Source organism: Candidatus Accumulibacter sp. ACC012 (assembly GCF_907163155.1).
GTDB classification, from domain to species: Bacteria; Pseudomonadota; Gammaproteobacteria; order Burkholderiales; family Rhodocyclaceae; genus Accumulibacter; species Accumulibacter delftensis.
The window spans coordinates 94767-113762 of record NZ_CAJQUC010000014.1; the positions used below are offsets into that span (position 1 = coordinate 94767).

Annotated in this window: 21 protein-coding genes; 7 read left to right on the top strand and 14 right to left on the bottom strand. The window is 62.7% G+C overall.

The annotated features are described in order from the left end of the window. Nucleotides 1-233 precede the first annotated feature (233 nt). A complete protein-coding gene (locus tag QZ648_RS14615) occupies nt 234-1037 on the top strand; it encodes a flagellar brake protein (RefSeq protein ID WP_169066354.1) in 804 nt (267 codons plus the stop codon). Nucleotides 1038-1157: 120 nt separating this feature from the next. On the opposite strand, the gene frdD is transcribed toward QZ648_RS14615, so the two are convergent. The 10 genes from frdD to gmk all read right to left on the bottom strand — a co-directional run bounded on the left by frdD (nt 1158) and on the right by gmk (nt 10812). Beyond that, the gene (frdD, locus tag QZ648_RS14620) at nt 1158-1526 is read right to left on the bottom strand and encodes a fumarate reductase subunit FrdD (RefSeq protein WP_211203698.1); all 369 of its coding nucleotides are present in this window, start codon (nt 1524-1526) and stop codon (nt 1158-1160) included. After that, entirely contained in the window at nt 1523-1921 is a 399-nt protein-coding gene (locus tag QZ648_RS14625) for a fumarate reductase subunit C (protein WP_169066353.1), read from the bottom strand. The genes frdD and QZ648_RS14625 overlap by 4 nt, the downstream gene beginning before the upstream one ends. Further along, a complete protein-coding gene (locus QZ648_RS14630; protein ID WP_169066352.1) occupies nt 1918-2673 on the bottom strand; it encodes a succinate dehydrogenase/fumarate reductase iron-sulfur subunit in 756 nt (251 codons plus the stop codon). Before QZ648_RS14630 ends, QZ648_RS14625 begins: the two co-directional genes overlap by 4 nt. Then, a complete protein-coding gene (gene frdA / locus QZ648_RS14635; protein WP_291997481.1) occupies nt 2666-4453 on the bottom strand; it encodes a fumarate reductase (quinol) flavoprotein subunit in 1788 nt (595 codons plus the stop codon). The genes QZ648_RS14630 and frdA overlap by 8 nt, the downstream gene beginning before the upstream one ends. A gap of 102 nt (nt 4454-4555) precedes the next feature. Next, complete coding sequence (gene rquA / locus QZ648_RS14640) at nt 4556-5308, bottom strand: rhodoquinone biosynthesis methyltransferase RquA (protein WP_291997482.1); 753 nt, start codon at nt 5306-5308, stop codon at nt 4556-4558. Nucleotides 5309-5457: 149 nt separating this feature from the next. Continuing rightward, a complete protein-coding gene (locus QZ648_RS14645) occupies nt 5458-6300 on the bottom strand; it encodes a TatD family hydrolase (protein ID WP_291997483.1) in 843 nt (280 codons plus the stop codon). Between the two features lie 18 nt (nt 6301-6318). Further along, a complete protein-coding gene (locus QZ648_RS14650) occupies nt 6319-7554 on the bottom strand; it encodes a D-amino acid dehydrogenase (RefSeq protein WP_291997484.1) in 1236 nt (411 codons plus the stop codon). 170 nt (nt 7555-7724) lie between these two features. Beyond that, nucleotides 7725-9896, bottom strand: coding sequence for a bifunctional (p)ppGpp synthetase/guanosine-3',5'-bis(diphosphate) 3'-pyrophosphohydrolase (locus QZ648_RS14655; protein WP_291997485.1), 2172 nt, complete (start codon nt 9894-9896; stop codon nt 7725-7727). Nucleotides 9897-9977: 81 nt separating this feature from the next. Then, nucleotides 9978-10184 (bottom strand): DNA-directed RNA polymerase subunit omega, encoded by a 207-nt coding sequence (gene rpoZ / locus QZ648_RS14660; RefSeq protein ID WP_169066350.1) that lies wholly within the window; start codon nt 10182-10184, stop codon nt 9978-9980. Between the two features lie 19 nt (nt 10185-10203). Then, nucleotides 10204-10812, bottom strand: coding sequence for a guanylate kinase (gene gmk / locus QZ648_RS14665; RefSeq protein ID WP_291997486.1), 609 nt, complete (start codon nt 10810-10812; stop codon nt 10204-10206). Between the two features lie 284 nt (nt 10813-11096). Here gmk and QZ648_RS14670 point away from each other — a divergent pair, with 284 nt between their 5' ends. Further along, nucleotides 11097-11456, top strand: coding sequence for an HdeA/HdeB family chaperone (locus tag QZ648_RS14670; protein ID WP_169066348.1), 360 nt, complete (start codon nt 11097-11099; stop codon nt 11454-11456). 108 nt (nt 11457-11564) lie between these two features. On the opposite strand, the gene QZ648_RS14675 is transcribed toward QZ648_RS14670, so the two are convergent. From QZ648_RS14675 to QZ648_RS14685, 3 genes are read right to left on the bottom strand one after another with little or no spacing between them, the layout of a single operon-like run. Beyond that, a complete protein-coding gene (locus QZ648_RS14675) occupies nt 11565-11789 on the bottom strand; it encodes a YMGG-like glycine zipper-containing protein (RefSeq protein ID WP_291997487.1) in 225 nt (74 codons plus the stop codon). A 12-nt stretch (nt 11790-11801) separates the two neighbouring features. Beyond that, entirely contained in the window at nt 11802-12329 is a 528-nt protein-coding gene (locus QZ648_RS14680) for a hypothetical protein (protein ID WP_291997488.1), read from the bottom strand. Continuing rightward, on the bottom strand, nt 12326-13192 hold the full coding sequence (locus tag QZ648_RS14685; RefSeq protein ID WP_291997489.1) for a YicC/YloC family endoribonuclease: 867 nt from the start codon (nt 13190-13192) through the stop codon (nt 12326-12328). Before QZ648_RS14685 ends, QZ648_RS14680 begins: the two co-directional genes overlap by 4 nt. A gap of 103 nt (nt 13193-13295) precedes the next feature. On the opposite strand from QZ648_RS14685, the gene QZ648_RS14690 reads away from it, so the two are divergent. From QZ648_RS14690 to hemW, 5 genes are read left to right on the top strand one after another with little or no spacing between them, the layout of a single operon-like run. Beyond that, a complete protein-coding gene (locus QZ648_RS14690) occupies nt 13296-14246 on the top strand; it encodes a serine/threonine-protein kinase (RefSeq protein ID WP_291997490.1) in 951 nt (316 codons plus the stop codon). After that, the gene (locus QZ648_RS14695; protein WP_291997491.1) at nt 14243-15163 is read left to right on the top strand and encodes a PP2C family serine/threonine-protein phosphatase; all 921 of its coding nucleotides are present in this window, start codon (nt 14243-14245) and stop codon (nt 15161-15163) included. The genes QZ648_RS14690 and QZ648_RS14695 overlap by 4 nt, the downstream gene beginning before the upstream one ends. Before the next feature lie 8 nt (nt 15164-15171). Then, entirely contained in the window at nt 15172-15888 is a 717-nt protein-coding gene (rph, locus tag QZ648_RS14700) for a ribonuclease PH (RefSeq protein ID WP_291997492.1), read from the top strand. Nucleotides 15889-15893: 5 nt separating this feature from the next. Continuing rightward, nucleotides 15894-16481 (top strand): RdgB/HAM1 family non-canonical purine NTP pyrophosphatase, encoded by a 588-nt coding sequence (gene rdgB, locus QZ648_RS14705; RefSeq protein WP_169066334.1) that lies wholly within the window; start codon nt 15894-15896, stop codon nt 16479-16481. Beyond that, the gene (gene hemW, locus QZ648_RS14710) at nt 16481-17743 is read left to right on the top strand and encodes a radical SAM family heme chaperone HemW (RefSeq protein WP_291997493.1); all 1263 of its coding nucleotides are present in this window, start codon (nt 16481-16483) and stop codon (nt 17741-17743) included. The genes rdgB and hemW overlap by 1 nt, the downstream gene beginning before the upstream one ends. 19 nt (nt 17744-17762) lie before the next feature. Here hemW and QZ648_RS14715 read toward each other — a convergent pair whose 3' ends face one another. Further along, nucleotides 17763-18854, bottom strand: coding sequence for an ankyrin repeat domain-containing protein (locus tag QZ648_RS14715; protein ID WP_248595341.1), 1092 nt, complete (start codon nt 18852-18854; stop codon nt 17763-17765). Nucleotides 18855-18996: the final 142 nt, after the last annotated feature.

The following is an 18996-nucleotide window of genomic DNA, read 5'->3' on the forward strand; positions in this document are numbered from 1 at the left end:
GTGGCGGCCACCGCCCATAGCCCCTATCCCCTCGCGGGGTTGGGGAGAGGGGGGAAGCGCGCACAGAGAAGCAGTAAAGCCCCCCTCTCCCCCAACCCCTCCCCCACCAGGGTGGAGGGGAGCCGAGCACGGGCCGACGCAGGCTCACAATTGCGCCGCAAGCCGCCACGCTCGCTTACCCCGACCCCGCTTTTGCATTAAACTTCCCGCTCCAGGCGTTTGCAGGAAGGCAGATGGAAAATACGGACCTTGAGCCGAGACGGAAAGAGGAAACCCGCAGCCTCGAAATCGAACAGGCCGAGGATTACAGCGAGTATCTGTTGCACTCGAAAGCCGAAATTGTGGCGGTATTGCGTTCGCTGATTCAACGACGAGCGCTGGTCAGCGCCTATCTCGATCATGGTAGGGACTTCCTGTTGACCTCGCTGCTGGAGATCGACGCGGGCAACGGCGAACTGGTCCTCGACTGTGGTCGCGACGACGCGGTCAATCGCCAGGCGCTGCAGGCCAGCCAGCTCGTCCTGAGCGCGATGGTGGACAAGGTCAAGGTGCAGTTTACCCTGACCCAGCTTGCCGAGACGCTTTGCGATGGTCGCCCGGCTTTTCGCGCGGCGCTTCCCGACAAAGTGCTGCGCTTGCAGCGTCGCGAGTATTTCCGCCTGTCGACACCGATCGCCAAACCGGTCAAGTTCGTCACCACGATCAAGCGCATGGACGGTAGCACGCTGATCGCCGAAGCGTCCTTGCTGGACATCAGCGGTGGCGGTGTCGGACTGATGGCCACGCCCAGTCTGGCGGCCCTGCTGCCGAGCGGCATGGTGCTCGGCGACTGCAAGATGACACTTCCCGACGAGGGTCTGCTGGTCGCCAATCTGTGTATACGCAACAAGTTCGACGTCACGACCCGCGGCGGCGCACGCTACGTTCGCGTCGGCTGTGAGTTCGTGGCCATACCCGGAGCCAGGATGAGCATGGTGCAGCGCTACATCACGCGCGTCGAACGCGAACGCAAAGCCCGCCTCAGCGGCATGACCTAGGCGAGAGGAGGGGACTGGATTGCCACGTCGGCGACGCCTCTTCGCCATGACAGAATGACCACGGGGCCGGGCAGCTTTACGGCGTACCCGACCCCGCTTTACGCTTTACACCCCCGACAGCTAGAAACCGATGGCCAGCAAGGTATAGGCGGTGATCAGCGTCCCGACCATGGCCCCACCGTAGAAAATCAGCTTGGCAACGATACCGGCGTGAATACCGACGTCGTGCAGACTGTGAAAGATGCGATGGGCTGCGTGCCAGAGAAAGAGCGAAATGATCGCGAAGATGAAGCCCTTGCCGATAATGTTCTGGGCAAAAGCGAGCATGTTCGCGTAGCTCATGGTGTCGGCCGGCAGTAGCATGCCGAGCGGAACGGCCAGGCCGGTGATAAACACCAGGATCGGGCCAAGCAGCGCCGACAGCATGCCGCCAGCGCCGAACAGCGCCCAGAAGATGGGAGCGTTGGAACGTTTCAGTGTCTTTTTCATCGTGCCATCCCCCATACCAGGCCCAGCATGGCAAGGCTGGCGGTCGCGGCGACGGCTAGCCCGCTACCGGTAATTGCAAAATCCGGCAGTCGTTTTCCGCCGACGATGACCGGCGGCATGGTCCGCGGCATGATCTTGAACCAGGTGTAGGTGTGGTAGCACATCGCCGCCAGCGTCAGCCAGTGGAAAGCGATGTACCAGGGGTTTTTCAGACCTTCGAGCCAGATGTTCCAGGCCGCTTCGCCGCGCGAAAGGTAAACCAGCCCGGTGAGCAGGATCAGGGCATAGGCGGCCACGAAGAGGGCGGTTCCCTCGTGAATCATGTACTCGACGAAGAATGGATTTTTCCGCCACCATCCGGCCATTGGACGAACATAGGGACGACGCTTGTTCACTTGGCACCCCCCTTCGGAGTAAGGAAGCGCAGGAAATAATCGGCCGCGCTATTGGTCTTGTTCTGGTTGACGGCGTTGGCCGGGTCGACGTGCTTCGGGCAAACCTCGGAGCAGTAGCCAACCGCAGTGCAGTTGAACACCCCCTCTTCGGAATTGACCAACTCCATGCGCTCGGCCTTGCCAGCATCGCGCGAATCGATGTTGTAGCGGTGCAGCAGGGCCATCGCGGCCGGTCCGATGAACTCTGCATTGAGTCCGAACTGCGGGCAGGCGGCGTAGCACAGCATGCAGTTGATGCACGAACTGAACTGCTCATAGCTCGCCAGTTGCGCGGGCGTCTGCAGATACTCGCCTTGCGCCAGCGTGCGCTCTTCCTTGGGGATGATGTAGGGCTGGATGCTTTCGAGTTTCTCGATGAAGCCCTCCATGTTGATGACCAGATCTTTCTCGATCGGGAAATGCGCCAGCGCCTCGACACGCACCCGCGCCGGGTAGTAGTCGCGCAGGAACGTCTCGCAGGAGAGGCTGGGTTCGCCGTTGATCATCATCCCGCAGCTGCCGCAAATCGCCATCCGGCACGACCAGCGGAAGCTCAGCGAGCCGTCGAGATAGTCCTTGATGTACTGCACGCCCTGCAAGACCGACATGTCGTCCGTAAAAGGTACCTCGAAGACCTGCTTGGACGGCTCCTTGTCGGTCTCCGGGTTGTAGCGCAGCACCTCGATTTCGATGATTCTCTGATTTTCAGACATTGGATGCCTTCCTTTCCTGCTCTGCCTTTTCGCCTGCAGCACCGTAGGCGCGCGTGCCCGGCTGCGACTTGGTAATCTTGACCGCGCCATAGTCGATGCGCGGCGCTCCGCCGGCGACATAATGCGCCTGCGAGTGCTTCAGGAAGTTCTCGTCGTCACGTTTCTCGAAACCGTCGAGACGTTGGTGCGCACCGCGCGACTCGCGCCGATTGAGGGCCGAATAGGCCATCGTCTGCGCTACGTCGAGCTGGTACTCGAGTTCGATGGCCAGTAGCCACTCGGTGTTCCAGACGCTCGCCTTGTCCTCGACATTGACGTCCTTGAAACGCTCCTTGAGCTCGTCGAGCTTGTTGCAGGTCTGCTGCATGGTCTCGGCCAGGCGATAGATGCCGCAGCCGTCCTCCATGGTCTGCGCCATTTCCTTGCGCAGCGTGGCGATGCGCTCGCTGCCGCCGGTTTTCATCTTTAGCCCGACGAGTCGCTGTTCAACCGCCTGCGCCTGCTTGAGCAGACTGGCCGAATTGCCCGGCGCCACCGCTTTGGCGAAACGCGCCGCTTCCTCGCCGGCGACCTTGCCGAAAACGCACAGCTCGGACAGCGAATTCGACCCCAGACGGTTGGCACCATGGATGCCGACGCTGGAGCATTCACCGGCCGCATAGAGGCCCGGCAGCGGCGACGCACAGAGCCCGTCGACCATGATCCCGCCCATGGTGTAGTGCACCGCCGGTCGCACCGGGATCGGCGCGCGCGCCGGATCGACGCCGAGAAACTGCTCGGCGAGCTCGTAAATCTGCGGCAGGCGCTCGCGCAGCTTGGCCTCGCCGAGGTGGCGCAGGTCGAGATGGACGACCGAGCCGTGCTGGCCTTCGATGGTGCGCCCCTTTTGCTGCTCGTACCAGAAGGCCTGGCTGAGGCGATCGCGCGGGCCAAGTTCCATGGCCTTGTTGCGCGGTGAAGGCTCGGCCGGGCCGAGACCATAATCCTGCAGGTAGCGATAGCCGTCCTTGTTCACCAGAAAACCGCCTTCGCCGCGGCAGGCTTCGGTAAATAGCAGTCCGGTGCCGGGCATGCAGGTCGGGTGGTACTGGACGAACTCCATGTCCCGCAGCGGCACGCCGTGGCGGTAGGCCAGGGCCATGCCGTCACCGGTGACGATGCCACCATTGGTGTTCTCGCGGAAGACGCGCCCGGCGCCGCCGGTGGCGATGACCACCGATTTTCCTTCGACCAGCGCCATCTCGCCCGAACCGATCTCGATGGTGACCACCCCCTGGACACGACCGTCCTCGACCACCAGATCGACGCAGAAATGCTCGTCGAAACGTTTGATCGACGGATACTTGATCGACGTCTGAAAGAGCGTGTGCAGCATGTGGAAACCGGTCTTGTCGGCGGCGAACCAGGTGCGCTCGATCTTCATGCCACCGAAGGCGCGCACATTGACGTGCCCGTCCGGGGTGCGACTCCAGGGGCAACCCCAGTGCTCGAGCTGGGTCAACTCTTCGTTGCAGTGGGCAACGAAGTATTCGACCACATCCTGCTCGCACAACCAGTCGCCACCGCCGACGGTGTCGTTGAAATGGTACTCGAGGCTATCGGTGGGCAGTTTCACACCTGCCGAGCCGCCTTCGGCGGCCACGGTATGGCTACGCATCGGATAGACCTTCGAGATCAGCGCGATCTTGAGGGCAGGATCAGACTCCGCCACAGCGATGGCGGCCCGCAGGCCGGCTCCGCCGCCGCCCACAATCACTACATCTGCCTTGTAACTCTCCATGCTTCATCCTTTCTCACGCCGGCCATTGCCAGGCGCGACCAACAATCCGAGAAGCCCCGCAGGAGCACGCTCCTGGCGCAGGGCCGGCTGATTATGCACGCGTCAGCTTGCCGAGCCTGCTTGCGGGCCAACAATCTTGAGCGTCAACATTTGATACATACCACCGAAGAAACGCTGATCGCCGACGCTCACGAAGGAACTGTCTTTCGGCAACCAGGCAGTGACCTGTTCACTGAACAGGTCGTGCGCAAAGGGCTCGAGCCGGTCGAGGACCGGCTTCCAGAGGTAACGCATGGGATTCATTTTGCTGAGCGGCGCGTAGTCGACGATGGTCAGCGTGCCACCCGGACGCACCACCCGCAACGCCTCGGCGAGCGTTTTTTCGCGCACCGCCTGCGGCTGCTCGTGCAGCAGGAAGAACAGTAATGCACGGTCGAAACTCGCGTCGGCAAAACCAAGCGCCGCCGAATCCATGCAATGCAGCTGGACGGGCGCATCCTTCGGCAATTTCTTGGCCAGATTCTCGAGCTGGATCGGCAGGATATCGGCGATCTCGAGCGAACCACCCGGCGCCACGCAGTCCACCAGCCGCGGCGTCAGGTCACCGTAGGCACAGGCAATCTGCAGCGTACGGCCGCCCAAATCGTGGCCGTAGTCGTGCAGCACGGCGTTGCACAAACGCTTGTAATTGCCCCAGAGAATCAGATTTACCAGCCACTGCCGCTCGAATATATGCACCGCCCGCGGATGGACATAGGCCCACCAGTAATGCGCTTGCAGATAGTGAGGTATGTCAGGGAGGCTGTCCTTGACAGCCACGCACGTAGCCGCCGGTCGATCCAGTTGGTTTTTCATTATGAGAGCTTGGCAATGGTTGTTTTCAGCAAGAGGCGATGGCAGAGCGGTAAGCTTGACCGAGGCTTACGCAATAGCCTTGCGCTGCCCAGAGAAGCACCGCTCTCCCGTCCTGCTCATTCATCATTCATTATTCATTGGCCCGCTGCTCACTCGCTGCGAAATATCGGAAGCCCGAAGCCGTCAGGCGCTAACGTACCCGATCGGCCAATCAAACGCAACCGAGGCAGAACTGCGTGCGCGTTGGCCGAAGTCGCGTCGGCCAGATCGGCGACACCCATGTCGCGCAGGCCGGCCAACGAGGCAGCGATCCGCGGCAACTCGGCGGGCGCATTCCTCCCCCCCGCCAGCCACGCCGGCGGCATGTCCGGGGCGTCGGTTTCGAGGACGATGGCTTGCAGCGGCAGGGACGCGGCCAGGCGACGAATACGCGTCGAGCCGGAGTAGGTCATGGCGCCGCCAAAACCGAGTTTGAAGCCTAGCTTGATGAACTCGTCCGCCTGTTGGCGACTGCCGTTGAAGGCATGCGCGATGCCGCCCCTGACGCGGATCCGGCGGAGCTGCTTGAGCACCCGATCAACAGCACGGCGAACGTGCAGGAGCACCGGAAGATCGCATGCTCGGGCGATCTTCAGTTGTTCAATGAAAAAGTGCTCCTGGCGGTCGAGCGCCGGATCGGCGATGAACAGATCGAGGCCAATCTCGCCGATGGCGACCGGCCGATCCGATCCGGCGGGCAGCTGCTGCAGCCACTTCTGCAGGTGCCCCAAATCGGCGTCGCTGGCGTGCTGGACGGCAAGCGGATGAATGCCGTAGGCCGCCACACAGCCGGGGTAGCGCTGGCAACAGGCGTGCACCGCGGTAAAGCTGGCGACATCGACGGCCGGGACGACGATTGCCGAAACGCTGGCGGCTGCGGCCGCCGCCAGCACCGCATCGCGATCGTCGGCGAACACCGCTGCGGCAAGGTGGCAGTGGGTATCAACCAGCATGCTCAGGCCTCGCCTGGATCAAAGGAAGCGGAAAGGCGGCTCAGGCTTGCGGCCACTGACAATGTCGGCCAGGGCAGCGCCCGAGCCACAGGCCATCGTCCAGCCAAGCGTACCGTGACCGGTGTTGAGGTATAGATTGCTGATTGGCGAGCGTCCGATCAGCGGCACATTGGATGGCGTGGCCGGGCGCAGCCCGCACCAGAATTCGGCCTCGGCGGCTGGTCGCAAGTCGGGAAAGAGCTCTCTGGTCCGGCGCATCAGGGCGTCGCAGCGGACGCTGTTGAGCTCGGTATTGTAGCCATTGAACTCGGCGGTTCCGGCAATGCGCAGGCGTTGGCCAAGGCGCGAAAACACGATCTTGTGGCCATCGTCGGTGAGGCTGACACTCGGCGCGATGCTCTGTGCCCCAAGCGCAACCGTCGCCGAGTAGCCTTTCGCCGGATAGATGGGCAAACGCAGGCCAAGCGGGCGCAGCAACAGGGGAGTGTAGCTGCCCAGCGCGACGACGTAGGCGTCGGCCTGGTGCAACTCGCCGCCGACCAAGGCACCCGCAATGCGGCCGCCCGCGGCAAGCAAGCGGTCGATCTTGGCAGCGTAGCGAAAAACGACACCGTTCGCCGCACAGCGGGCGGCGAGTTGCTGCGTGAAGCGGTGCGCGTCGCCGGATTCATCGTCGATGGTGTAGTCGCCGCCGACCAGTCGCTGCCGCACTGCAGCGAGCGCCGGCTCGATGGCCAGGCACTCGTCAACGCTCACCGTTTGCCGGTCGCAACCAAAGCCACGCATCACTGCCGCGGCCGCACTGGCGACCGTGAATTCGCGTCGATCCGTATAAATATGCAGGATGCCACGTTCGAGATGGTCATAGTCGAGCGAGGTTTCGGCGCGCAGCGCCTGCAACTGGCAGCGGCTGTACAAAGCCAGTGCGACGATGTCGCGCATGTTGGCGCGCGTACGCCGCGCAGTACACTCGCGCAGGAAGCGCAGACTCCAGTCCAGCAGGCCCGCATCCCAGCGCAAACGAAACAGCAGCGGCGCGTCCTCGCGGCGCATCCAGGCCAGGGCGCGCAGCGGTGCATGCGGGTTGGCCCACGGCTCGGCGTGCGAAACCGAAATCTGGCCACCATTGGCAAAGCTGGTTTCCAGGCCGGCCGCCGCCTGGCGCTCCAGTACCGTCACCTGATGCCCGGCCCGGGCCAGATACCAGGCGCTGGTGACGCCGACAACGCCGGCGCCGAGGACGACAACTTTCAAGCCGAAAACCGCTGCGGCGCAGCTGCGCCGAGAAAGCCGCGCGGGTAAGGTGCAAGCCGCCGGAAGGTTCGCTCGCAACAGGGGATGCGCGAAGGCATGGCATGCGCTTCCGCGAGAGCGAGGGGAAACACTGGGAAAAGGGAATGCTGGCTCAACGGCTGTTTTCAGGTTCAGGCCGCCGGGAGCCCTTGCTCGCGAGCGATACGGACCACTTCGGGAATGCGGCGCAGGCTGCGCATCAGGCGCGCCAGTGAGGTGCGATCAGCGACCTGGACCGTAAAATGCAAGGTCGTGTACAGCCCGGAGTCTTTTTCGTCCATATGGACATTCAGAATATTGGTTCCGGAACTGGATATCTCGGTGGCAATCCTGCCCAAGGCACCGAGGGTATTCTGGACCACGACCTGCAGGCGGACACTGAACAGTTGGCCCGCTTCCGGCGCCCACTCGACATCGATCCACTTCGCCGGTCTGGCCTTGCGGGCTCTGCGGATCGCAGGGCAATCATGGGTATGAATCACCAGCCCCTTGCCCTTCCAGATCGAACCGATGACCGGATCGCCGGGGATCGGCTGGCAGCAGGGCGCAAACTGAACAGCCATCCCTTCACTGCCACGAATGACCAGGGAACTGCCCGGCTTGCTCTTGTCGGCAGGCAGCGACGCGCTCTCCTTGTTCAACAGGCGGCGAGCGACCACGCCGGCCAGGCGGAAACCGAGCCCAATGTCGGTGTAGACCTCCTTGACCAGTCGGTTTCCGGAATCGCGCAGCACACTCCTCCAGCGCGCCACTGGCACCTCGGAGGCGCTGATGCCAAGCGCCCGCAACTCCTGCCCAAGCATCTTTTCACCCAGCGCCGTGGACTCGTCCTGGTGCGCCGTTTTCAGGTAGTGGCGAATTTTGCTGCGCGCCCGACCCGTCTTGACGTGCGTCAGCCACTCGGCACTCGGGTGAGCATCGGCTGCGGTAACGATATCGACGCTATCGCCACTGACAAGCTCGGTGGCCAGAGGCACCAGGTTGAAGTTGACCCGGGCAATGACGCTGTGATTGCCGATATCGGTGTGCACGGCGTAAGCGAGGTCGACCGCCGTCGCACCGCGCGGCAAGGCGATGATCTTGCCCTTCGGGGTGAAGACGTAGATCTCGTGCGGGAAGAGGTCGACCTTGACGTGTTCGAGGAACTCCGAGGAATCACCGGTTGAACTCTGCAGCTCCAGCAAAGAGTGAAACCACTTGGTCGTTTTCTGTTGCAGCGCTTCGCCGAGCGAGTCGCTGCCCTTGTACAACCAGTGCGAAGCGATCCCTTCCTGCGCCACTTTGTCCATCGCCGCCGTACGAATCTGCACCTCGAACGGCGTCCCGTGCGGACCGATCAAGGTGGTGTGCAAAGACTGATAGCCGTTCGGCTTGGGGATGGCTATATAGTCCTTGAACTTCCCCGGCACCGGCTTGTAGAGCGCATGCAGCGAACCGAGGGTGAGATAGGTGGTAGGCACGTCCTTGACGACGACGCGAAATCCGTAAACATCGAGCACCTGAGAAAACGACAGGCGCTTGTCGAGCATCTTGCGATAGATCGAATAGAGACTCTTCTCGCGACCGAAAACCTGCGCCTCGATATCGGCAGCGTTCAGTTTGCCCTTGATGCCCTCGAGAATCCGCGACAGCAACTCGCGCCGGTTGCCACGCGCCGCTTTCAGGGCGCGCCCAAGAACACGCGCGCGCATCGGGTAGATCAGCTGGAACGACAGATCCTGCAGCTCGTTGAAAAGCGTACTGAGGCCCAGCCGACCGGCAATCGGCGCATAGATTTCCAGCGTCTCGCGGGCGATGCGACGGCGCTTGTCGACGCGAACCGCCGCCATCGTCTGCAGGTTGTGGTGGCGGTCAGCCAGCTTGATCAGCACCACGCGCAGGTCGCGTGCCATGGCCATCAGCATCTTGCGGAAGTTCTCGGCCTGCGCATCTTCCTGCGACTGAAACTCGATCTTGTCGAGTTTCGACAGGCCATCGACCAGGTCAGCGACCGGTTTGCCGAAGTGTTCGACGATCTCGGCCTTGCTGACCGCCGTATCCTCCATCACGTCGTGCAGCAGTGCAGCGACCACTCCCTCGACGTCGATCTTCCACTCGGCGATGGCGCCGGCCACCGCCAGGGGATGCGTGATATACGGCTCTCCCGACTTGCGGACCTGTCCGCGATGCGCTTCCTCGCCAAACAGATAGGCCTTGCGAACCAGATTGATTTCGTCCTCCGACAGGTAATTCAGGCTGTCGATGAAGACGCTGTACGCGGGATCATCCTCGGGAGGGAGGAAGTCCGAGGGCTTGTCAGCCACCGCTAGCTCAGCTGGGGCAGCTGAAATGCTCGCGGTGACCACTGGATCCACGGTGACACACGGAAAACTGGTCCGCGAGGTTCAGGCTTGACCGCGGTTGAGAACTTCCAGACCGACCTTGCCAGCGGCCAACTCGCGCAGGGCAATTACCGTTGGCTTGTCACGGCCACCATCAACCAGCGGTGTTGCGCCGGCAGCAAGCTGACGGGCGCGGTAGGTCGCGGCCAGGGTCATCTGAAAACGATTTGGTATGCGCTGCAGACAGTCGTCTACGGTCACTCGTGCCATGCAAAATCTCCCAGGAGAATCAAAGCATTGTTGCGAAAAGGATGGAATGGCGCCGGCGCTGTACGGGGCAGCGAAGCCGCGAGGCGTGAACCACCGCCAATAGGTCGAGCAGCGCTCGCTGTAGATCGTCGTTGATAATAACATAGTCGAATTCGTCGACATGGCGCATCTCTTCCCGCGCCGCGGCGACGCGCCGGGCAATCGTCTCGTCGCTGTCGGTCGCGCGCCCGCGAAGACGACGCTCGAGCTCGCCAAGCGACGGTGGCAGGATGAAGACGCCGATTGCCGCCGGAAATACGCGACGTACCTGCTGCGCACCCTGCCAGTCGATCTCCAGGAGCACGTCCTGGCCGGCTTGCAGGGCCGCTTCGATGCCGCTGGTCGATGTCCCGTAATAGTTGCCATGTACCTGTGCCCATTCGAGGAAGCCGTCGCTCCCGACCTTGTCGAGAAAATCCTGGACGCCGATGAAGTGGTATTCGAAACCATCGCGTTCACCAGCTCGCGGCGCCCGCGTGGTATGAGAAACCGACACCCGGATGCGCGGATCGTTCTCAAGCAAGTGTCGCACCAGGGTCGTTTTGCCAGCGCCTGAAGGCGCCGTGACAATGTAGAGATCTCCGATCATGGTTCTTCCTGGCCAGCTAATGGTCACCACATGTTGAGGGACCTCCAATCATGAAAGTCATGACTGCCCCCCCTCTTTCCCGACCCTTCTCCCGCAGCGGGGAGAAGGGAGATTCGTGAGTCGCGTACGCGGGTTTTACAGTGATGCGAAAGCGCAATTGTACCCGCGCGCGCGCCAGGCGAGCGCCATCGCCGCGCCGCTTGCTGCTTCGGCGGCATGGACTCGCCGAGCCGTACAGTGGAGAATCACAGCCTTCAGTTCTCCACTTGGCGAGGAACCACTCGATGTCCCGATGCAAGTTCACACAGCGCACCGCCCTTTTGCTTGCCGCCCTGGCCGCCAGCAACGCTGGCGCGGTCACGATTCCAGTCAAGATGCTCGACCTCGACGACATGTCGTGCCGTGCCTGGACGGAATCCAAAGCCGACGCCGACGAGCGCGCACTGTATGTCGCCTGGATACGCGGCGTGCTTACCGGCCACAACTACGTGAATCGCAGCCAGCAGGTGTCGGCGATGTCCAGCGGAACCGTCGAGAAACACGTCACTCGCTACTGCAATGACAACCCGCGTGGCGAAGTCAGCGATGCGGCATTTCGCCTGAGCGACCGCTTTTCGGGTCGCAACGAAGCGATCACCAAATAGACGAAGAGCCGCTTGCGCGGCTCTTCTGGCAACGATCCCACCAACACTCCCAGCAACAGTCGGCCCGCTCGGTGCGCAAGGCCCGATGGTCGTTCCGTAGCCTCGTTGCTATTGTTGGTTCTTGCCCTTGATGTTACCGGCCGTGGCGCCAATTACGCCGCCAATTGCCGCTCCGGTCCAGCCGTTACCGCCGGAGATGGCGGCAATGCCCGCCCCCGCAGCCGCGCCAATCGCCGCTCCACTGACCGTTCCCTGCTCGCGCGGCGTCATGTTGGTACAACCGAGAACGGTCAATGCGGCCGCCGTTGCCAAAGCCAATCCAGTTCTTTTCATCTCTCGCCTCCGTTATTTGCTTTTGTTGAGTCCGGGCACGACCAGCTCGAACCAGATCGTCTCGACCACCGGGCGTTGCAACTGATCGGGATGCGCCGCGTACCAGTTGTCAAGGGCTGCGAGCGTCGTGTCCAGTGTCTGACCCTTCATCCCCTTGGCAACTTTCGGCGAAAAGTCGCTCATGGTCGCCTTGGGGTTGTCTGCCTGATAGGCGACGTCGACCAGGATGGCATTGGACAGACCGACCAGATAGGCCTTCTTGACCTCCGGAGCAGACTTCGTCCAGTGCGTACCAGTGACCAGTGGCACCTCCTCGGTGGCGCCAACCGTACCGGCGGTAAGCAGCAATGCCGCGCACACGGCAGATGCTGCCTTCCTCAATGTGAAACGACTCAATCCAATAGGCATAATCTTTTCCTCCATGACAGGAAGCTCCAAACTATCACAGCTCAGCGGCCTTTTGAAGCGAAACTTTGCCGCCAGAACAACCACGAAAGTCCTTGCTGGCGCTTGGCGCGCTGGCCCGGCATCGCTGATCACTCCAGATTCTGCACCTGCTCGCGCATCTGTTCGATGAGCAGCTTGAACTCGATCGCCAGTTGCGACAACTCGGCAACCAGCGACTTGGAGCCAAAAGTATTGGCTTCCCGCATCAGTTCCTGCATCAGGAAATCGAGACGTTTGCCGCTGGCGCCGCCGCTCCGGAGAACGCGCTCGACTTCATCGAGATGGGTCGCCAGGCGCGCCAGTTCCTCGGCGACATCGATGCGCGCCGCGAAGACCGCCACCTCCTGTCGAATCCGGTCGTCGCTCACCGTATCGAGCGCATCGAGCAGGCGCTGCCGCAGCTTCTCGTTGAACGCGATCAGGGCCGCCGGGATGCGCGGCTCGATATCGCGCAAAAGCCCGCGCATGCAGGTAACTTTGTCCAGGATCACGGCGGCGAGCTTCTCGCCCTCACGCGCCCGACTGGCCACGAAGTCGTCAAGTGCCGCGCGGGCCAGTTCCCGACAAGCCGGCAACACGGCTTCGATATCGAGCGAGACGTCACCGAAAATGCCCGGCCAGCGCAGCACGTCGCTGACCGCCAGCGGCGCGGCCAGCGGTAGCTCCGCGCGGATCTGTGTATCGAGCCGGCCCAGGCGGGCGAGCAATTCGGCGTTCAGGCTCGCTTGCTGCGCCGCACTGGCAGTGGCGATAAAACTGACCCGACACTCGAGCTTGCCACGCACCAGGCGCGCGCCGATCAGCTCGCGCAGCGCGGGTTCGGCAATGCGCAGCTCGTCACAAACGCGAAAGTGATAGTCGAGATAGCGGGAGTTGACACTTTTTAACTCGATTTGTACGGCGCCGCCCTTGACGGCGCACGCTGCCGCGGCATAGCCGGTCATGCTGTAGATCATTGGAATCCTGACTGGTGGACGGAGGTAGGTCCGCAGCCGGCTTTACAGCCCACCCCCAAAGACCGGACAATGGCCGACACTCTGAATGATAGCTTCGACACCTATGGTGCAACAAGCAAACCACCCCCTTCCCCCAGCGTTCCAACTCGATGAGTACTGCATTGAGCATCAGCTCTCACTGGGTGGCTTTTCGATTGTCTATGTGGCCACCGATAGTCACGGCACGCGCGTCGCCATCAAGGAGTACCTGCCCAACACGCTAGCCTTGCGCGGCGAAGGAAAAACGGCGCCGGTGATCAGCGAAGATCATCTTCCGGCGTTCCGCTACGGGATGAAGTGTTTCTTCGAAGAAGGCAGGTCACTGGCCGGTCTCTCGCACCCGAACGTGATCCGCGTCCTGAACTTCTTTCGCGCCAACGACACAGTTTACATGGTCATGGAGTACGAACACGGCCGCACCCTGCAGGAACTGATCCAGAAAAACAGGGCCGGGGTCACCGAAAACTTCATTCGCAACGTCTTCACCAAAATGCTCAACGGCCTGCGCGAGGTGCACTCACACCGCTTGCTGCACCTCGACCTCAAGCCGTCGAACATCTACATGCGCAACAACCAGACCCCGGTGCTGATCGATTTTGGCGCGGCGCGCCAGACGCTAGCCTGCGACACGCCGATGCTCAAGCCGATGTACACACCGGGCTTCGCCTCGCCGGAGCATTACAGCCAGCGGGAACTCCTCGGCCCCTGGAGCGACATTTACAGCGTCGGCGCTTCGATGTATGCGTGCATCTCGGCGAGCACCCCACAAGCAGCCGACGGCCGTCTCGAAAAGGATCGCCTGGTCCCGGCGATGGTCCGTTGGGAAGGTCAGTACTCGGACCAGTTGCTGGAAACGATCGACTGGTGCCTGTGCCTGAACCATCGTTACCGGCCACAAAGCGTCTTCGCGCTGCAGAAAGCGCTCACTGAAGCGGTCATCCCACCGACGCCACAGCAGAAAGCAAAGTGGCTCGACCAGATGGTCGGCAAATTTAAGAAATCCAGAAGCCCATGAAATTCACGATCTACCAAGAGAGCCGCGCCGGCAAGCGCGCCAATAACGAAGATCGGCTGGCACACTGCTATTCCCGCGACAGCCTGCTGATGGTCGTCGCCGACGGCATGGGCGGTCACTACTTCGGTGAAGTGGCTGCCCAGATCGCCGTACAAACGCTGACCGAGTCCTTCCAGCGCCAGATCACGACGCCCATTCGCGACCCCTTTCTGTTTCTGCAGACTGGCATGCTCAACGCGCACCGCGCCATCCTCGATTTTGCCGGCAAGCATCAGCTGCAGGACTCACCACGCACCACCTGCGTCGCCTGCTTCGTGCAGAACAACATCGCCTACTGGGCGCACTCGGGTGATTCTCGACTTTATCTACTGCGCAAGGGCCGAGCCCTGGCCCAGACCAAAGACCACTCCCGCGTACGCTTGTTACTCGAACAGGGCATAATCAATGAAGAGCAGGCCAGCACGCACCCGGACCGGAACAAGATCTACGGCTGCCTGGGCGGCCAACAGACGCCCGAGATCGAGTTTTCGCGCAAGACGACACTCGAAGCCGAAGACGTGCTGGTCCTCTGCACCGACGGCGCCTGGAACGGACTACCTGACAAGCTGCTAGCCACGGCCCTGAAGACCGCCAATCTGATGCATGCCGTACCGACCCTGCTTGCCCAGGCAGAAACCCGTTGCGGGCCGCATGCCGACAACCTGTCGATGATCGCCGTGCGCTGGCAGGACAGTTACGTCGACGAGAGCAGCGCCGGCGGCAGCCTCATTTCAACCAAATCAATGCCTCGCGACACGGTAACCACGCGTCTCGACGAGTTCGGGCGCAACCCGCGCCACAAGACCGAACTCAGCGAAGAGGAGATCGAACTGGCCATCGAAGAGATCCGCTCGACCATTCAGAAGTACGCCAAATAGGAATTTTCATGCGCCCCAGTCACCGTCAAGCTTCGCAACTGCGCAAGGTCACCCTTGCGCGCCGATTCACCCGCCACGCCGAAGGCTCGGTGCTGATCGAAATGGGCGACACGCGCGTGCTGTGCACGGCCAGCATCGAGGACTCCGTCCCCGCTTTTCTACGCGGCGGCGGAAAGGGCTGGGTTACCGCCGAATACGGCATGCTGCCACGCTCGACGCACACGCGCAGTGGCCGCGAAGCGGCCAAAGGCAAGCAATCCGGTCGCACGCAGGAAATACAACGCCTGATCGGTCGCGCGCTGCGTGCGGTCACCGACCTCAAGCTGCTCGGCGAACGCCAGATCACGCTCGACTGCGACGTCCTGCAGGCCGATGGCGGGACGCGTTGTGCGGCGATCACCGGCGCCTGGCTGGCGCTCAACGACGCCTGCGAACATCTGCTCAGCACAGGCAAGGTGAGCAGCAACCCGCTGCGTGATCATGTCGCCGCGGTGTCGGTCGGCATCTATAAGGGCGTCGCGGTGCTCGACCTCGACTACGCCGAAGACGCCAACTGCGACACCGACATGAACGTCGTGATGACCGGTAGCGGTGGCATTGTCGAGGTACAGGGGACCGCCGAAGGCGAGCCTTTTACGCGTGCCCAGATGATCGAACTGCTCGACCTGGCCGATGCCGGCATCGGCCGCCTGATTGCCGAGCAGACAAGCGCCCAGGCCCTATAGCAGCCATGAAACTCGTCCTCGCTTCCAACAACGCCAAAAAACTCAAAGAACTCGACACCATTCTCGCGCCGCTCGGCTGGGAACTCGTTCCGCAAGGCGAGCTCGATGTTCCCGAAGTCGAAGAACCGCATTGCACTTTTGTCGAGAACGCGCTGGCCAAAGCCCGCCATGCCTCGCAACTGACCGGCCTGCCGGCGCTGGCCGACGACTCCGGCCTGTGTGTGGACGCCTTCGGTGGCGCCCCTGGCGTGTACTCGGCGCGCTACGCCGGCGAGCCACGATCGGACGCGCGCAACAACGAAAAGCTGCTCGCCGAACTCGGCAACAGCCACCAGCGCGCCGCACACTACGTTGCGGTCATCGTCTTCGTACGTCACGCGGACGACCCGCAACCGATCATCGCCGAGGGCGAGTGGCACGGCGAGATCCTGCCCGCCGCGCGCGGCGAAAGCGGCTTCGGCTACGATCCGCTGTTTTACGTCCGCGCACTCGACAAGAGCGCCGCCGAACTCGACGCCGCCGAGAAAAACCGCCGCTCGCACCGCGGCCAGGCACTGGCTCGCCTCGTCGAACGTCTGCTGGCAAGTCGCTGATGGCCGCGCCGACGAGCCGGAGCGGCAGAGTCATTCCGCTGATCCCGGTTCAGGAGGTGGCAGCGGCCGGGCAGCGGCAGATCCAGTTCCGCAACCCACCGCCGCTGGCGCTCTACGTGCATATTCCCTGGTGCGTACAGAAGTGCCCCTACTGCGATTTCAACTCACATGCCGTGCCGGGGACGCAGAATGCCGATCGATCGGCGCCGGCGATCCCCGAAGACGACTACCTGACGGCGCTGATCGCCGACCTCGAAGCGGCACTGCCGACGATCTGGGGGCGCCGGGTGGACAGTATTTTCCTGGGAGGCGGCACCCCCAGCCTGCTCTCCGGCGAGGCCGTCGAGCGGCTGCTGACGGCCCTGCGCAGCCGGCTGCCACTGCTGCCCAACGCCGAAATCACCCTGGAGGCCAATCCGGCGAGCGTCGAGTCCGAAAAATTTGCCGCCTTTCGCGCCGCCGGCGTGAACCGCCTGTCGATCGGCATCCAGAGCTTCAACCCCCGCCATCTCCAGGCGCTCGGTCGTGCCCACGACGATCACGACGCCCGGCAGGCGATCGCAATTGCCGCGCGGCACTTCGACAACTTCAATATCGACCTGATTTACGGCCTGCCCGGGCAGACGCTCAGCGAAGCGCGCGAAGATGTCGAAGCAGCACTCGCCTTCGCACCGCCGCACCTCTCGTGCTATCAGTTGACGATTGAAGCGAACACCGCCTTTGCCGCGCAGCCGCCGACCCTACCCGAGGCCGACAGCTGCGCCGACATGCAGGACGCCATCGAAGCCCGGCTGGCCAGCGCCGGTTACACGCATTACGAAACCTCGGCCTTCGCCCGCAGCGGGCAGCAATGCCGACACAACCTCAACTACTGGCATTTCGGCGACTACCTGGGGATCGGCGCCGGCGCACACAGCAAGCTGACCCTGCACGACCGCGTGCTGCGCCAGATGCGCTGGAAGCGGCCCGAGCAGTACCTGGCCAAAGTCACGGCCGGGACGCCGATCCAGCAGGAGTCCGCCATCGCCGCCGTCGACCTGCCCTTCGAGTTCATGCTCAACGCCTTGCGCCTGCTGCAGGGTTTCGACAGCGCCTTGTTCGAGTCGCGTACCTCCTTGCCGCTGCTCAGCATCGAGAACGAACTGCGCCAGGCCGAGTGCGACGGCCTGATCGAGCGTCCGCTGCAACGCATTGCGCCAAGCGACCGTGGCCGCCGTTTTCTCAATCAGCTACTCGAGCGCTTTCTCGTCGACCGCCACTGAAGAGAAACCAGCTTACTGATTACTGCATCCCTTGGACCGCCTGGTAAAGCTGCTGCCGGAGGTCGTCAGCGGCTTGTCCCTGCGCCTCGGCGAGGCGAATCTGGCGCAACAAGTCCGACACCTGCGCCGCAGCCGCGCTCTGTGCTGGCGACGGCAAAGCGGCGGGACTCGCCGCCTTGCCTGTGCCGGCAGGCGTTGCCGCGACGCCCTGCCCGGCAGCTTGGCCTTCGACCATCAGTTGCGCACGCTCGGCGCCCGGCCGGCCACGCCGGGCGGTAATGACCATCGACGGCGGCATGTAGGGACGCGGCATCGCTTTCTGTACCGCCGGCCTGGGGCTGGCGTTGCTGGCACTGCGCAGGGCCCTGGTGGTCGCCAGGAGTTGTTTGTGCAGGTCTACACTCGACCTGCCTTCGGCTTCGGCAGCGCGAATCTCCTTGAGGATGACGTCAATCTCGGGGGGAACGGCGGCCGAACGGACGGCTTCACCAAAACTCTCCTTCGGCGCCTTGACCGCAATTTCGAACTCCTCCGGTGACGAAATCATTTTCGCCAGGCGCAGATGGTCGTAGCGCATGGCCATCGTCAGGGCGCTGTCACCCCAGTCGTTCCTGGCCGTGGCATCAGCCCCCGATTCGAGCAGCCGCCGTGCCACTTCGTCGCGCCCTTCGCGCGCAGCCAGGATCAGCGGCGTCGACAGGTTCGGTGAAAGTGCGTTGACGTTGGCCCCGCGCGCGATCAGGTCCTCGACCAGCTGCTGGTGGCCGTTGAATACCGCGTAATGCAACGCCCCCCAATGGTTGCCCTGGCGTTCGAGTGGCGCGCCGTGCTCCAGGAGCCAGCGCATTGCCTCGAGATGCCCGCCCCAGGCGGCCAATTGCAGTGCCTGCTCGCCGTTGCGGTTGCTGCGCCGCACATCGGCGCCGCGTTCGACGAACAGGGCCATCATCTCGATGTGGCCATACCAGGCGGCGACCATCAAACCCGTGCCAATATGCGCGGCCTGGTACTCCGGGTCCAGGCCTTCGTCGAGCCAACGGGTCACGGTACGCAAGTCGCCGCGTTCGACCGCAAAACCGAAAGTGATCGGGTCCGGGCTTGCGGTCGACATCTGCGCCGAGGCCGTCCCAGCCAGCAAGCAGCAAACCAGCAACAGCCATCTGCCGACGGTGCAACCAAAGCAACTCTCGAAGTACCTCACTCGCCTTCTCCCTGCGGACCCGACAGCGCGGTTCTGTCTGTTCCGTTGCACG

Excerpts from the sequence above, each read along its gene's own strand:
- QZ648_RS14615 (WP_169066354.1), top strand. The coding sequence starts at position 234 with ATGGAAAATACGGACCTTGAGCCGAGACGGAAAGAGGAAACCCGCAGC.
- frdD (WP_211203698.1), bottom strand. The coding sequence starts at position 1,526 with ATGAAAAAGACACTGAAACGTTCCAACGCTCCCATCTTCTGGGCGCTG.
- QZ648_RS14630 (WP_169066352.1), bottom strand. The coding sequence starts at position 2,673 with ATGTCTGAAAATCAGAGAATCATCGAAATCGAGGTGCTGCGCTACAAC.
- frdA (WP_291997481.1), bottom strand. The coding sequence starts at position 4,453 with ATGGAGAGTTACAAGGCAGATGTAGTGATTGTGGGCGGCGGCGGAGCC.
- rquA (WP_291997482.1), bottom strand. The coding sequence starts at position 5,308 with ATGAAAAACCAACTGGATCGACCGGCGGCTACGTGCGTGGCTGTCAAG.
- QZ648_RS14645 (WP_291997483.1), bottom strand. The coding sequence starts at position 6,300 with ATGCTGGTTGATACCCACTGCCACCTTGCCGCAGCGGTGTTCGCCGAC.
- rpoZ (WP_169066350.1), bottom strand. The coding sequence starts at position 10,184 with ATGGCACGAGTGACCGTAGACGACTGTCTGCAGCGCATACCAAATCGT.
- gmk (WP_291997486.1), bottom strand. The coding sequence starts at position 10,812 with ATGATCGGAGATCTCTACATTGTCACGGCGCCTTCAGGCGCTGGCAAA.
- QZ648_RS14670 (WP_169066348.1), top strand. The coding sequence starts at position 11,097 with ATGTCCCGATGCAAGTTCACACAGCGCACCGCCCTTTTGCTTGCCGCC.
- QZ648_RS14675 (WP_291997487.1), bottom strand. The coding sequence starts at position 11,789 with ATGAAAAGAACTGGATTGGCTTTGGCAACGGCGGCCGCATTGACCGTT.
- QZ648_RS14685 (WP_291997489.1), bottom strand. The coding sequence starts at position 13,192 with ATGATCTACAGCATGACCGGCTATGCCGCGGCAGCGTGCGCCGTCAAG.
- QZ648_RS14690 (WP_291997490.1), top strand. The coding sequence starts at position 13,296 with ATGGTGCAACAAGCAAACCACCCCCTTCCCCCAGCGTTCCAACTCGAT.
- QZ648_RS14695 (WP_291997491.1), top strand. The coding sequence starts at position 14,243 with ATGAAATTCACGATCTACCAAGAGAGCCGCGCCGGCAAGCGCGCCAAT.
- rph (WP_291997492.1), top strand. The coding sequence starts at position 15,172 with ATGCGCCCCAGTCACCGTCAAGCTTCGCAACTGCGCAAGGTCACCCTT.
- rdgB (WP_169066334.1), top strand. The coding sequence starts at position 15,894 with ATGAAACTCGTCCTCGCTTCCAACAACGCCAAAAAACTCAAAGAACTC.
- hemW (WP_291997493.1), top strand. The coding sequence starts at position 16,481 with ATGGCCGCGCCGACGAGCCGGAGCGGCAGAGTCATTCCGCTGATCCCG.
- QZ648_RS14715 (WP_248595341.1), bottom strand. The coding sequence starts at position 18,854 with ATGTCGACCGCAAGCCCGGACCCGATCACTTTCGGTTTTGCGGTCGAA.